The sequence below is a fragment of the Kitasatospora sp. NPDC005856 genome, assembly GCF_040629945.1.
Taxonomy (GTDB): domain Bacteria; phylum Actinomycetota; class Actinomycetes; order Streptomycetales; family Streptomycetaceae; genus Kitasatospora.
On record NZ_JBEXWT010000023.1, the window covers coordinates 65,547 to 79,367 of the forward strand.

A 13,821-nucleotide genomic window follows, 5' to 3' on the forward strand; every position below is an offset into this window, starting at 1 on the left:
GGAGCACCACCCCGTCGGAGGCGGACATGCGGATTCTTCTCCTCGCCAGCGCGTTCAACAGCCTCAGTCAGCGGCTGCACGCCGAACTGCGTGACCGGAGTCACGCCGTGAACGTCCAACTGGCCAGTGACGACGATGAGTTGCTCGGCACGGTGCGCCGGCTGAAGCCCGACCTGGTGCTCGCCCCGATGCTGCGCACGGCGATCCCGCAGGCGCTCTGGTCGCAGCTCACCTGCCTGATCGTCCACCCCGGCCCGCCGGGCGACCGCGGCGCGTCCTCCCTCGACCGGGCGATCCGGGAGGGCCGCACCGAGTGGGGCGTCACGGTGCTCCAGGCCGAGGCCGAGATGGACGCCGGACCGGTCTGGGCCTGGGCGCCCTGCCCGCTGCCCGCGTACGGCAAGAGCGACCTCTACCGCAACGAGGTCGCCGACGCCGCGGTGTCGGCCGCCCTGCTCGCCGTGGAGCGCTTCGCCTCGGGCACCTTCGAGCCGCAGCCGCAGTCCGGCCCCGGCTGGAGCGCCCCCGTGCGCACCCGGCCCGCCCTGCGCCAGCAGGAGCGCCGGATCGACTGGGCGGCCGACAGCACCGGGACGGTGCTGCGCGGGCTCCGCGCCGCGGACTCCCGGCCCGGGGTGCTCGACGAGCTGTGCGGCGGCACGTGGTACCTCCACGGCGGGCACCGCGAGCCGGTGCTGCGCGGCTGCCCGGGCGAGCTGCTCGCCACCCGGGCCGGAGCCCTCTGCCGGGCCACCACCGACGGTGCCGTCTGGATCCCCGAACTCCGCCGCCACACCCCCGGAGGCCCGGCGGGCATCAAGCTCCCCGCCGTGGCGGCGCTCGGCGGCCTGCTCCCCGCCCTGCCGGAGCTGGCGGCGCCCCTGATGCCGGACGAGGAGGACGGCCCCGTCTGGTCGGACCTCCGCTACCGCGAGGACGGCCCGGTGGGCTTCCTGCGCTTCTCCTTCCCGGGCGGCGCGATGTCCACCGGCCACTGCCGCCGCCTGCTGGCGGCCTACCGCTTCGCCCTCGCCCGCCCGACGTCGGTGCTGGTACTCGGTGGCGGCCGGGACTTCTTCTCCAACGGCATCCACCTCAACGTGATCGAGGCCGCGGCGGACCCGGCCGTCGAGTCCTGGGACAACATCACCGCGATGGACGAGGTGGTGGACGCGGTGCTCACCACCACCGACCGGCTGGTGGTCGCCGCCGTCGGAGGCAACGCGGCGGCCGGCGGGGTGATGCTGGCGCTGGCGGCGGACGAGGTGTGGTGCCGCGGCGGCTCCGTCCTCAACCCGCACTACCGGCTGATGGGGCTGTACGGGTCGGAGTACTGGACGTACACCCTCCCGCGCCGGGTCGGCGCGGCGACGGCCGAGCGGCTGACCCGCCAGGCGCTGCCGGTCTCCGCGGCCACCGCCGAGCGGATCGGCCTGGTCGACCGGGTGCTCGCCTGCGGGCCGGAGGAGTTCGGGCCCGCCACGGCCCACCTGGCCGGGCTGCTCGCCGCCTCGCCCACCACCCAGCAGCGGATCGCGGCGAAGAAGGCCGCGCGCGAGGCCGACGAGCGGACGAAACCGCTCGACGCGTACCGGGAGGAGGAGCTCGCGGTGATGCACCGGCAGTTCTTCACACCCGAATCGCCGTATCACGCGCTGCGTTCCGCGTTCGTCCACAAGCGCCCCGTGCCGACCGGGCCCGCCGCACGATCGTGACCCGAACGGCCCTGCCGGGCTTGCCTCCCCGGGCCCCGCTGCGCGCCGCGCGGACCGGCGCCCGGCCCGGACCGTTGCTATGACTGGCTCTCGAGCCATTCCCTTCGGCTCCCATCCCCGAGGAGGCGTCCTCATGGGTGCTGCAACAGCTGCAACGACTGCAACAGCTGCAACAACCGAGACCGACGTGGTGCACATTCTCTGGATCAACGCGGGCCTCAGCTGCGACGGCGACTCCGTCTCGCTGACCGCCGCGATGCAGCCCAGCATCGAGGAGATCGTCACGGGCGCGCTGCCCGGCCTGCCCAAGATCGCGGTGCACTGGCCGCTGATCGACTTCGAGTGCGGCCCGGTCCAGGGCGCGGACAACTTCGTCGAGTGGTTCTTCAAGGCCGACCGCGGCGAGATCGAGCCGTTCGTGCTGGTCGTCGAGGGGTCCATCCCCAACGAGAAGATCAAGAAGGAGGGCTACTGGTGCGGCTTCGGCGACGACCCCGCCACCGGTCAGCCCATCACCACCAGCGAGTGGCTGGACCGGCTCGCCCCGAAGGCGACCGCCGTGGTGGCGATCGGCACCTGCGCCACGTACGGCGGCATCCACGCGATGGCCGGCAACCCGACCGGCGCCATGGGCGTGCCGGACTACCTCGGCTGGGACTGGACGTCCAAGGCCGGACTGCCGATCGTCTGCGTGCCGGGCTGCCCGATCCAGCCCGACAACTTCGCCGAGACGCTCACCTACCTGCTGTACCAGCTGGCCGGTTCGGCGCCGATGATCCCGCTGGACGACAAGCTGCGGCCCGCCTGGCTGTTCGGCGCCACCGTGCACGAGGGCTGCGACCGCGGCGGCTACTACGAGCAGGGGCAGTTCGCCACCGACTACGGCACACCCGAGTGCCTGGTGCGGCTCGGCTGCTGGGGCCCGGTCGTGAAGTGCAACGTCGCCAAGCGCGGCTGGACCAACGGCATCGGCGGCTGCCCGAACGTGGGCGGCATCTGCATCGCCTGCACCATGCCGGGCTTCCCGGACAAGTTCATGCCCTTCATGGACCCGCCGCCCGGCTCACGCATCTCCTCCAACGCCAGCGGCGCGTACGGCGCGCTGATCCGCCGGCTGCGCGCGGTCACGCTGAACACCCTGGACAAGGAACCGAAGTGGCGTCACACCGGCCGCCACCTGACCACGGGCTACCGCCCGCCCTGGTGACCGCCGCAGGGCCGCACACCGCCCGGTGTGCGGCCGCCGCCGATCCCGCCGCTCACCGGATCCCCGCCCGCTCACCGACCCCTCGCCCGCTCGCCGGGGCCCGCTCCCAGAGACAAGGACACGACAGCAACGATGGCAACACCGACCACCAGGGCGGCCGGCGACGGCAGCGGCCTGACCGAGATGTCCTGGGACCCGATCACCCGGATCGTGGGCAGCCTGGGCATCCACACGAAGATCGACTTCAAGCAGAAGCGGGTCGCGGAGTGCTACAGCACCTCCTCGGTCTTCCGCGGCTACAGCGTCTTCATGCGCGGCAAGGACCCCCGCGACGCCCACTTCATCACCAGCCGGATCTGCGGGATCTGCGGTGACAACCACGCCACCTGTTCCGTCTACACCCAGAACATGGCGTACGGGGTGAAGCCCCCGCACCTGGGCGAGTGGATCATCAACCTCGGCGAGGCCGCCGAGTACATGTTCGACCACAACATCTTCCAGGAGAACCTGGTCGGGGTCGACTACTGCGAGAAGATGGTCCGCGAGACCAACCCCGGCGTCCTGGAGCAGGCCGAGCGCACCGAGGCCCCGCACGCCGGCGACCACGGGTACCGGACGATCGCCGACATCATGCGCTCGCTCAACCCCATCGAGGGCGAGTTCTACCGCGAGGCGCTCCAGGTCAGCCGCTACACCCGGGAGATGTTCTGCCTGATGGAGGGCCGCCACGTGCACCCCTCCACGCTCTACCCGGGCGGCGTCGGCACCGTCGCCACGGTGCAGCTGTTCACCGACTACCTGACCCGGCTGATGCGCTACGTCGAGTTCATGAAGAAGGTCGTGCCGCTGCACGACGACCTCTTCGACTTCTTCTACCAGGCCCTGCCCGGCTACGAGGAGGTCGGCCGGCGCCGGGTCCTGCTCGGCTGCTGGGGCAGCCTCAACGACCCGGACCACTGCGACTTCACCTACCGCAACATGACGGACTGGGGCCGGCGGATGTTCGTCACCCCCGGCGTCGTGGTGGACGGCAAGCTCGTCACCAACGACCTGACGCAGATCAACCTGGGCATCCGCATCCTGCTCGGCAGCTCCTACTACGAGGACTGGCAGGGCAAGGACCTCTTCGTCACCCACGACCCGCTGGGCAACCCCGTCGACCCCCGGCACCCGTGGAACCAGCACACCATCCCCGCCCCGCAGAAGCGGAACTTCGACGACAAGTACAGCTGGGTGATGTCCCCGCGCTGGTTCGACGGCAAGGACCACCTCGCCCTCGACACCGGCGGCGGCCCGATCGCACGCCTGTGGTCCACCGCCCTGTCCGGGCTGGTCGACATCGGCTACATCAAGGCCACCGGCCACAGCGTGCGGATCAACCTGCCCCGCTCGATGACCAAGCCCGAGGTCACCTTCGAGTGGAAGATCCCGCAGTGGAGCAACGCCATCGAGCGCAACCGCGCCCGCACCTACTTCCAGGCGTACGCGGCCGCCGCCGCCCTGCACTTCGCCGAGAAGGCGCTCGACGAGGTCCGCGCCGGGCGCAGCCAGACCTGGGAGCGCTTCGAGGTGCCCGACGAGTCGATCGGCTGCGGCTTCACCGAGGCCGTGCGCGGCGTGCTCTCGCACCACATGGTGATCCGCGACGGCAAGATCGCCAACTACCACCCCTACCCGCCCACCCCGTGGAACGCCAGCGTCCGGGACAGCTACGGCACGCCCGGACCGTACGAGGACGCGGTGCAGAACACCCCGATCTTCGAGGAGAACCCGCCGGAGACCTTCAAGGGCATCGACATCATGCGCGCGGTGCGCAGCTTCGACCCCTGTCTGCCCTGCGGCGTGCACATGTACGTCGGCGGCGGGCGCACCGTGCAGACCATGCACGTGCCCACCGGCCTGAGCGGGCTCGGCGCATGACGGCCGAGCGCACCGGGCAGCGGATCCAGCAGGCCCTGGACGACCTGGCCGGCAGCGGCGCCGAGCGGGCGGGCGAGCAACTCGTCCGGGAACTCATGGAGTTCTACGGGCAGGGCCTGGCCAGGATGGTCCCGGCACTGCCCCCGCCCGCGCTGGAGCGGATGCTGGACGACCCGGCCGTGGCCGGGCTGCTGCTCCTGCACGACCTGCACCCGGAGGACCTCCCCGCCCGGATCGACCGGGCGCTGGCCGCCCTGCCCGAGCGGGTCGAGGTGGCCGGCTTCGACCCGGCCACCGGAGTCCTGCGACTGCGCCGCACGGCCACCGGCTGCGGCTGCGGCGAACAGGACGTGGAGGCCGCCCTCGCCTGCCACGCGCCCGAGGTGACGGCCGTGGAACTGGAACGCGCCCCGCAGCTGCTCCAGATCGGCACCCGCCCGCCGCAGCCCGCGGAGGCCCGATGAACACCCGCCGGATCTCCCGCGACGGAACCGCCCTGCTGCACCGGCTGCGCGAACCGGCCCCGCCGCGCCCCGAGCAGTGCGCTTTCTGCGGCCGGGACCTGCCCGCCGACCACCGCCACCTGGTGGACGTCGAGGAGCGGGCCCTGGCGTGTGCCTGCACCGCCTGCGGCCTGCTGTTCCACCAGCCGGGCGCGGCCGGCGGGCGCTTCCGCACCGTACCGGACCGCTACCTCGCCGACCCGGACGGCGAGTTGGACCACCAGGCCTGGTCGGTGCTGGGCATCCCGGTCGGCACCGCCTTCCTGTTCCGCAGCACGGTGATGGACCAGCTGCTCGCCTTCTACCCCGGCCCGGCCGGCGCCACCGAGAGCGAGCTGGACGAGCTCGCCTGGCAGCGGGCCCTCGGCGGCAGCCGGCTGGCCGAAGCCCTGGAACCGGACGTGGAGGCGCTGCTGTTGCGCCGCACCGAGGAGCGCGTGGCGTGCTTCCTGGTGCCGATCGACGTCTGCTACGAGCTGGTCGGCCGGCTGCGGCGGTGCTGGCACGGCTTCGACGGCGGCGCCGAGGCACGGACCGAACTCGACGCGTTCTTCGCCCGGCTGGCCGACCGGGCCCGCCCGCTGCCCGCGGAGGTGACGGCGTGACGGCGCTCGGCTTCGCCTGCACCGGCGTGCGGTCCGACCCGTACGCGGCCGGGCCGACGCTGGTGTTCCGACTGCGCATCACGGCCGCGGCCGACGCCCGGGTGCACGCCCTCGCCCTCCAGTGCCAGCTGCGGATCGAACCGGGCCGCCGGCCGTACGGCGACGCCGAGGGCGAGCGGCTGGCCGATCTGTTCGGTGAGCGGCAGCGCTGGGCGACCACGCTCAACCCGGTCCAGTTCGCCACCGTGCCGCTGCTGGTGCCCGGCTTCACCGGCGGGACCGAGGTCGACCTCGCGGTGCCCTGCACCTACGACCAGGACGTCGCCTCGGCCCGCTACTTCCGGGCACTGGAGGACGGCGAGGTGCCGCTGCTGCTGCTCTTCTCCGGCACCGCCTTCGCCGGCCCCGGCGGCTTCCAGGTCAGCCCGGTGTCCTGGGACCGGGAGGCCAGGGTGCGGATGCCGGTACGGGTGTGGCGGGAGGCGATCGACCGGCACTTCCCCGGCAGCGGCTGGCTGCGGCTGCCGGAGGACGTCATGGACGAGCTGCTGGCCTACCGCTCCCGGCGGGCCCTGCCCTCCTGGGAGGCGACGGTGCGCGAGCTGCTCGCGGCGGCCGCGGTCGAGGGGACGGTCCGGTGAGTGGCTTCCCGGAGCGGATCGAGCGCGGCTTCGCGGCCGCCCGGCAGATCGCCGACGCGGTGCTGTTGGAGGGTTACGTGCTCTACCCGTACCGCGCCTCGGCGGCCAAGAACCGGCTGCGCTGGCAGTTCGGCGTCCTGGTGCCGCCCGAGTACACCGCCGTGGGCGGGGAGCACTCCCATCAGCGCACCGAGTGCCTGATGGAGGCGCGCGGCGGGGACCGGCTGGCGGTCGAGCTGCGCTTCCTGCGGGTCCAGCGGCGCACCGTCGAACAGGCCACCCCCGCCGGCTTCGAGTCGGTGGAGCGGCTGGAGCTGGCCGACCGGGACCTCGTCGAGTGGGACGAGGGCGTCGAGGAGCGGGTCGAGATCCTGGTCCCGGTCGAGGAGTTGGCCGACGAAGGGGTGCAGCGGCCGTTCCGGCTGCCGGGCGTCGGCGAGACCGGGCTGGTGCACGAGGACGGCGCCGTCGTCGGCCGGCTGGTGCGGCGGCGCGAACAGGTGGACGGACTGGTCTGGCTGCGGGCCGAGGAGGTGCCCGGCCCCTACCGGGCGCAGCGGCTGATCGTGGAGGTGGAGAACACCTCCCCGTGGAGGCCGTCCCGCGGGGCCACCCGCGACCAGGCGCTGCCGCGCTCACTGGTCTCCGCCCACCTGCTGCTCGGGCTGGAGAACGGCCCCTTCGTGTCCGTCACCGACCCGCCCGAGTGGGCCCGCCCGGCTGTCGAGCGGTGCCGCAACGAGCGCACCTGGCCGGTCCTGGCCGGGCCGGACGGCGAGCGCGGCGTGGTGCTGTCCTCGCCGATCATCCTGGAGGACCACCCGCGGATCGCCCCGGAGAGCCTCGGCACGCTGTACGACGCCACCGAGATCGACGAGATCCTGGCGCTGCGGACGGCCGCCCTGACCGAGGAGGAGAAACGGGAGGCCCGCGGCACCGACGAGCGGGCCGGCGCGGTGATCGACCTGGCCGAGTCCATGCCCCCCGAGGTGCTGGAGCGGCTGCACGGGGCGATCCGCGGGCTGCGCGAGGTCACCGGCGGCGGGGCCGAAGGGGCCGAACAGCCCTGGTGGGACCCGGGCGACGATCCGGAGGTGGACCCCGGGCGGGACCGGGTGCTGGTCGACGGCCACGAGGTCGGCGCCGGCAGTCGGGTGCTGCTGCGGCCCGGTCGGCGGCGCACCGACGCCCAGGACCTCTTCCTGGACGGGCGGACGGGCGTCGTGGAGGCGGTGCTGCACGACCTCGACGGCTCGGTGCACCTGGCCGTCACGGTGGAGGACGACCCGGGCGCCGACCTGTGGCGGGCCCAGGGGCGCTTCCGCTACTTCCAGCCCGACGAGGTCACGCCGCTGGAGGGGGCGTGACGGGGGCGACCGGAGGGGGCGTGACGGGTTCGAGCGGAGAAGGCGTGACGGGTTCGACGGTGCTGGTCGCGGGGGTGGGCAACATCTTCCTCGGTGACGACGGCTTCGGGGTCGAGACCGTCCGGCGGCTGTCCGCCCACCCGCTGCCGGCCGGCGTCGAGGTGGCCGACGTCGGCGTGCGGGGCGTGGACCTCGCCTACCGGCTGCTCGACGGCTACCGCACCGCCGTCCTGGTGGACGCCACCTGCCGGGGCGGGGCGCCCGGCACCGTCTACCTGATCGAGGCGGACGCCGGCCGGCCGCTGGAGGTACCCGTCCTGGACGGGCACCGGATGGGGCCGGACGCCGTCCTGGCGCTGCTGGCCACGCTCGCCGCCGGCACCGGCGGCGAGCCGCCCGAGCGGGTGCTGGTGGTCGGCTGCGAGCCGGCCTCGCTGGAGGAGGGCATCGGGCTGAGCGAGCCCGTCGCCGCCGCCGTGGAGGAGGCGGTCCGAGTGGTCCTGCGGGTCGTGGACGAGGCCGCGCAGCCGGAGAAGGAGACATCACCATGCTGAGGAAACTGTTCTGCGTCGCCCTGCTGGCGGGAATCGGCGCACTGCTCTGGCAGAGCCTGCCGGACATCAAGCGGTACCTGCACATCTCCCGGATGTGACCGTATGTGACGGGAAGTGGGGCGTGCGTTGCTGCGAACGGCGCAGCCCCGCGTGCGGTGGCGGCGCGGCTGCGGGTCGATGCCGCCACCGCGCCCTGTAATGGGGCGCGTTGCCGCGCCCGGCCCGGGAAGGGACCCATGCACGAGATGTCGATCGCCGAAGCCGTCGTCGAGCAGGTGGAGACGGCCGCGCGCGAACACGGCGCCCCCGGGGTGGCGCGGGTGCGCCTGCGGGTGGGGGAGCTGGCCGGTGTGGTGCCCGAGGCCCTCGACTTCTGCTTCGAACTCGCCTGTACCGGAACGCTGGTGGCGGGCGCGGTGCTGGACGTCGAATCCGTCGCGGCCCGGGCCCGCTGCACCCCCTGCGCGGTCGAGTGGGCGGTCGGCATGCCGCCGGACCTCGGTTGCCCGAACTGCTCCGGCGGTGGCGGCGTCGAGCTGCTGTCCGGGCGTGAGCTGCAGATCCTCGACGTCCGCTGGGCCGAAGCGCCGGCCGCCCGGGCCGATGTCCGGGACGTCCGGGCCGAACAGAAAGGCTGATGCCGATGTGCCGCACGGTCGACCTCCGTCAGGCGGTCCTCGCCCGCAACGACGACAGCGCCCGCCGGCTGCGCGAGGCGCTGGAGGCGCGGGGGACGGTCACCGTGAACCTGCTGTCCAGCCCCGGCAGCGGAAAGACCGCGCTGCTGGAGGCCGAACTGGGGCTGGCCCGGCGGCGCGGGGTGGAGGTCGCCGCCCTGACCGCCGACCTCGCCACCGAGAACGACGCCCGCCGGCTGGCCCGCTCGGGCGCCCCGGTGAAGCAGGTGCTCACCGACGGGCTCTGCCACCTGGAGGCGCGGATGCTCGCCGGGCACCTGGACGGCTGGCTGCCGGCCGACTGCCGGCTGCTGTTCGTCGAGAACGTCGGCAACCTGGTCTGCCCGGCCGCCTACGACCTCGGCGAAACGCTGCGGGTGGTGCTGGCCTCGGTGACCGAGGGCGAGGACAAGCCGCTCAAGTACCCGACGGCCTTCGGGCTGGCCAACCTGGTGCTGGTGACCAAGGCGGACCTCGCCGTGGCGGCCGAGTTCGACGAGGCGGCGTTCCTGGCCAACGTCCAGCGGGTCAACCCCGGGGTGACGGTGCTCAACACCTCCGCCCGGACGGGCGAGGGCGTCGGCGCGCTGCTGGACCGGGCGCTCGCCGTGCTGGACGGGGCCGAGCCGCACCGGCCGGTGATGTCGGCGGTGCCGCACGACCACGGGCACGACGACGGGCACGACGACGGGCACGACGACGGGCGTGACCACGGGCGTGACCACGGGCATGGGGACGGGGACGGCCACGGCCACAAGCACCACCACGCCCACTCCGTCGCGGGGGAGAGCGCGTGACGGCCGGTCACCCCGGCCTCGACCGCCGCCGGCGGCGGGTCGCCGTCCGCGGACTGGTGCAGGGGGTCGGCTTCCGCCCGTTCGTCCACACGCTGGCCGGTGAACTCGGCCTGGCCGGCACCGTCACCAACACCGGGGAGGGCGTCCTGGTCGAGGTCGAGGGCAGCCCGGACGCCCTGGACGCCTTCTGCCGGCGGGTGGCCGGCGACGCTCCGCCGCTCGCCCAGGTGCATTCGGTGGAGCACGCGCCGCTCGCCACCACCGGCGCCACCGGCTTCCGCATCGTGCCGTCCAGCCCCGACGGCCCCCGCGCAACCCTGATCCCGCCCGACACCGCCGTCTGCGCCGACTGCCTGGCCGAACTCGCCGACCCGGCCGACCGCCGCCACCGGCACCCCTTCATCAGCTGTACCAACTGCGGCCCCCGGCACACCATCGTCACCGGCCTCCCGTACGACCGGGCCAACACCACCATGGCCGGCTTCCCGATGTGCCCGGACTGCGCCCGGGAGTACACCGACCCCGCCGACCGCCGCTTCCACGCCCAGCCCGTCGCCTGCCACGCCTGCGGGCCCGGCCTCGAGCTGACCGTGCCCGGACGGACCCGACTGGCCGGGGAGCAGGCCCTGACCCAGGCCCGGCGGATGCTCGCCGACGGCGCGATCCTCGCCGTCAAGGGCATCGGCGGCTACCACCTCGCCTGCGACGCGCGCGACACCGCCGCCGTCGCCCTGCTGCGCCGGCGCAAGCGGCGCGGTCACAAGCCCTTCGCCGTGATGGCCCGCGACCTCGCCACCGTCGAACGCCTGCTGCCCGTCGACCCGGTCGAGCGGGAACTGCTCACCGGGCTCGTACGGCCGATCGTCCTGCTCCGCCGCACGGGCCTGCCGGTGCCCGACGGGGTGGCCCCGGGCAGCCCCGACCTCGGGGTGATGCTCCCGTACACGCCGCTGCACCACCTGCTGCTCGCCGCCCCGGGGCCGGACCTGCTGGTGATGACCAGCGCCAACCTCTCCGGCGAGCCGATCGTCACCGAGGACCGGGAGGCGCTGGAGCGGCTCGCCCCGCTGGTCGACGGCTGGCTCACCCACGACCGGCCGATCCACGTCCCCTGCGAGGACTCGGTGGTGCGGGTGGTGGACGGTGAACAGCTGCCGCTGCGCCGTTCGCGCGGGTACGCGCCGCTGCCGATCCCGCTGCCGGTGCCCGTCCGCCCGGTCCTGGCCGTCGGCGGAGACCTCAAGAACACCTTCGCGCTGGCCCGGGACGGCTACGCCTGGCTGTCCGGTCACATCGGCGACATGGACGACCTGGCCACCCTCCGGGCGTTCGACCGGGCGGTCGAGCAGCTCGGCACGGTCAGCGGCGTACGGCCCGAACTGCTGGCCGCCGACCGGCACCCCGGCTACCGCTCGCTGCGGCACGCCGAGCGGACGGCCGCCGGCCGGCCGGTGCACCGGGTGCAGCACCACCATGCCCACATCGCCGCGGTGATGGCCGAGCACGGCCTGGACGGCGGTCGGCCGGTGCTCGGGGTGGCCTTCGACGGCACCGGCTACGGCGAGGACGGCGCCGTCTGGGGCGGCGAGGTGCTGCTGGCCGACTACGACGGGTTCCGCCGCCTCGCCCACCTGCGGTACGTGCCGCTGCCCGGCGGCGACACGGCCGTCGAGCGTCCGTACCGGACGGCGCTCGCCCACCTGCGCGCGGCCGGGCTGCCCTGGCTGCCGCAGCTGCTGCCGGTCCGGGCCTGCGAGGGCGAGGAACTGCGGCTGCTGGAGCGCCAGTTGGAACGGAACCTGAACTGCGTTCCGACCTCCAGCATGGGCCGGCTCTTCGACGCGGTGTCCGCACTCGCCGGGATCTGCCAGCGGGCCGGGTACGAGGCCCAGGCGGCGATCGAACTGGAGGCGGCGGCCTGCGAGTACGGACGGGCGGACGGCGGAGTGCCCGGACCGACGGAACGGACGGACGGCTACGCGTTCGGCCTGTCGGCGGCCCCGGCGCACGGCTGGATCGCCGACCCCGGACCGGTGCTGGCCGCGGTCGTGGCCGACGTGACCGCGGGTGCGCCCACGGGGCTGGTCGCCGCCCGCTTCCACCGCGCGGTGGCCGAACTGGTCCGGCGGATCTGCGCCGCCGTCCGGGAACGGCACGGCACCAGCACGGTGGCGCTCAGCGGCGGGGTCTTCGCCAATGCGCTGCTCTCCTCGGCCTGCGCGAGCGGTCTCGGGGAGGACGGCTTCACCGTACTGCGGCACCGCCGGGTGCCGCCCAACGACGGAGGGCTGGCGCTGGGCCAGCTGATGGTGGCCGCCCGGTCGTCGGCCGCCCGGGAGGAGTGAGCGCGGATGTGCCTGGCGGTACCCGGCAGGGTGACGGAGATCGGCGAGCGGGACGGGACCAGGATGGCGGTGATGGACTTCGGCGGCGTGGTCAAGGACGTCTGCCTGGAGTACCTGCCCGACCTGGCGGTGGGGGAGTACGCGATCGTCCACGTGGGCTTCGCGCTGCAGCGCCTGGACGAGGAGTCGGCCCGGCGCACCCTCGCCCTCTTCGAGGAACTCGGGCTGCTGCAGGAGGAGTTCGGCGACCCGTGGGAAGCCGTCGGGGCAGTGGCGGTGGAAGAGGCTGAGGAGGCCGGACGGTGAAGTACCTGGAGGAGTTCCGCAACCCCGAGCTGGCGGCCGGGCTGCTCGCCGACATCAGGGCGACGGTCACCCGGCCATGGGCGCTGATGGAGGTCTGCGGCGGCCAGACGCACAGCATCATCCGGCATGCCATCGACCAACTCCTGCCGGAAGAGGTCGAGTTGATCCACGGGCCGGGCTGCCCGGTGTGCGTCACCCCGTTGGAGGTGATCGACCGGGCACTGGCGATCGCCGCCCGGCCGGGAGTGGTCTTCTGCTCCTTCGGGGACATGCTGCGGGTGCCCGGCACCGATCGGGACCTCTTCCGGGTCCGCGGTGAGGGCGGCGACGTCCGGGTGGTGTACTCGCCGCTCGACGCCCTGCGGATCGCCCGGGAGAACCCGGACAAGGAGGTGGTCTTCTTCGGCATCGGCTTCGAGACCACCGCCCCGCCGAACGCCATGGCCGTCCACCTGGCCAGGAAGCAGGGGCTGCGCAACTTCAGCATGCTGGTCTCGCACGTCCGGGTGCCCCCCGCGATCGAGGCGATCATGGACTCGCCGGACTGCCGGGTCCAGGGCTTCCTCGCCGCCGGACACGTCTGCAGCGTGATGGGCACCGCCGAGTACCCGGCGCTCGCGGAGCGCCACCGGGTGCCGATCGTCGTCACCGGCTTCGAACCGCTGGACATCCTGGAAGGCATCCGTCGCACCGTACGGCAGCTGGAGCGCGGGGAGCACACCGTCGACAACGCCTACCCGCGGGCCGTCCGCCCCGAGGGCAACCCGGCGGCCCGCGCCATGCTGGAGGACGTGTTCGAGGTCACCGACCGCGCCTGGCGGGGCATCGGGACGATCCAGCGCAGCGGCTGGCGGCTCTCGCCGCGTTACCGGGACCACGACGCCGAGCACCGCTTCGACGTCGCCGGGATCACCACCCGCGAACCCGCCGAGTGCCGCAGCGGCGAGGTGCTGCAGGGACTGCTGAAGCCCCACCAGTGCGAGGCCTTCGGCACCGTCTGCACACCGCGCACTCCGCTCGGCGCCACGATGGTGTCCAGCGAAGGAGCCTGCGCGGCGTACTACCTGTACCGGCGGCTGGGCGTGCCGGGAACGACGACCGTCCGCGCCGAGGAGGCGAGCCGCGTTGGCTGACACCGAACTGCTCACCGAAGCGGCCACCGAGGCGCTCGCCGGGCCGCCCGT

At 73.7% G+C, this 13,821-nt stretch carries 13 protein-coding genes; all 13 read left to right on the forward strand.

Annotated elements, in window-relative coordinates; genetic code table 11:
* Positions 1–26: 26 nt before the first annotated feature.
* The 13 genes from ABZ449_RS16575 to hypD all read left to right on the forward strand — a co-directional run bounded on the left by ABZ449_RS16575 (position 27) and on the right by hypD (position 13,770).
* Complete coding sequence (locus ABZ449_RS16575; RefSeq protein ID WP_360346099.1) at positions 27–1,715, forward strand: enoyl-CoA hydratase-related protein; 1,689 nt, start codon at positions 27–29, stop codon at positions 1,713–1,715.
* 133 nt (positions 1,716–1,848) lie between these two features.
* A complete protein-coding gene (locus ABZ449_RS16580) occupies positions 1,849–2,922 on the forward strand; it encodes a hydrogenase expression protein HypE (protein WP_360346101.1) in 1,074 nt (357 codons plus the stop codon).
* 132 nt (positions 2,923–3,054) lie between these two features.
* On the forward strand, positions 3,055–4,842 hold the full coding sequence (locus tag ABZ449_RS16585; RefSeq protein ID WP_360346103.1) for a nickel-dependent hydrogenase large subunit: 1,788 nt from the start codon (positions 3,055–3,057) through the stop codon (positions 4,840–4,842).
* Positions 4,839–5,306, forward strand: coding sequence for a thioredoxin (locus tag ABZ449_RS16590; protein ID WP_360346105.1), 468 nt, complete (start codon positions 4,839–4,841; stop codon positions 5,304–5,306). Before ABZ449_RS16585 ends, ABZ449_RS16590 begins: the two co-directional genes overlap by 4 nt.
* Positions 5,303–5,950, forward strand: a complete 648-nt coding sequence (locus ABZ449_RS16595; RefSeq protein WP_360346107.1) for a DUF5947 family protein — start codon at positions 5,303–5,305, stop codon at positions 5,948–5,950. Before ABZ449_RS16590 ends, ABZ449_RS16595 begins: the two co-directional genes overlap by 4 nt.
* Positions 5,947–6,591, forward strand: a complete 645-nt coding sequence (locus ABZ449_RS16600) for a DUF6084 family protein (RefSeq protein WP_360346109.1) — start codon at positions 5,947–5,949, stop codon at positions 6,589–6,591. The genes ABZ449_RS16595 and ABZ449_RS16600 overlap by 4 nt, the downstream gene beginning before the upstream one ends.
* Positions 6,588–7,958, forward strand: a complete 1,371-nt coding sequence (locus ABZ449_RS16605; RefSeq protein ID WP_360346111.1) for a hypothetical protein — start codon at positions 6,588–6,590, stop codon at positions 7,956–7,958. The genes ABZ449_RS16600 and ABZ449_RS16605 overlap by 4 nt, the downstream gene beginning before the upstream one ends.
* A 44-nt stretch (positions 7,959–8,002) precedes the next feature.
* Positions 8,003–8,512: a hydrogenase maturation protease gene (locus ABZ449_RS16610; RefSeq protein ID WP_360346113.1), complete on the forward strand. Its 510-nt coding sequence runs from the start codon at positions 8,003–8,005 to the stop codon at positions 8,510–8,512.
* A 236-nt stretch (positions 8,513–8,748) separates the two neighbouring features.
* Positions 8,749–9,150 (forward strand): hydrogenase maturation nickel metallochaperone HypA, encoded by a 402-nt coding sequence (hypA, locus tag ABZ449_RS16615; protein WP_360346115.1) that lies wholly within the window; start codon positions 8,749–8,751, stop codon positions 9,148–9,150.
* Positions 9,151–9,155: 5 nt separating this feature from the next.
* A complete protein-coding gene (gene hypB, locus ABZ449_RS16620; RefSeq protein WP_360346117.1) occupies positions 9,156–9,986 on the forward strand; it encodes a hydrogenase nickel incorporation protein HypB in 831 nt (276 codons plus the stop codon).
* Positions 9,983–12,331: a carbamoyltransferase HypF gene (gene hypF / locus ABZ449_RS16625; protein ID WP_360346119.1), complete on the forward strand. Its 2,349-nt coding sequence runs from the start codon at positions 9,983–9,985 to the stop codon at positions 12,329–12,331. The genes hypB and hypF overlap by 4 nt, the downstream gene beginning before the upstream one ends.
* A 6-nt stretch (positions 12,332–12,337) precedes the next feature.
* Entirely contained in the window at positions 12,338–12,637 is a 300-nt protein-coding gene (locus tag ABZ449_RS16630; RefSeq protein ID WP_360346121.1) for a HypC/HybG/HupF family hydrogenase formation chaperone, read from the forward strand.
* Complete coding sequence (hypD, locus tag ABZ449_RS16635; protein ID WP_360346123.1) at positions 12,634–13,770, forward strand: hydrogenase formation protein HypD; 1,137 nt, start codon at positions 12,634–12,636, stop codon at positions 13,768–13,770. Before ABZ449_RS16630 ends, hypD begins: the two co-directional genes overlap by 4 nt.
* Positions 13,771–13,821: the final 51 nt, after the last annotated feature.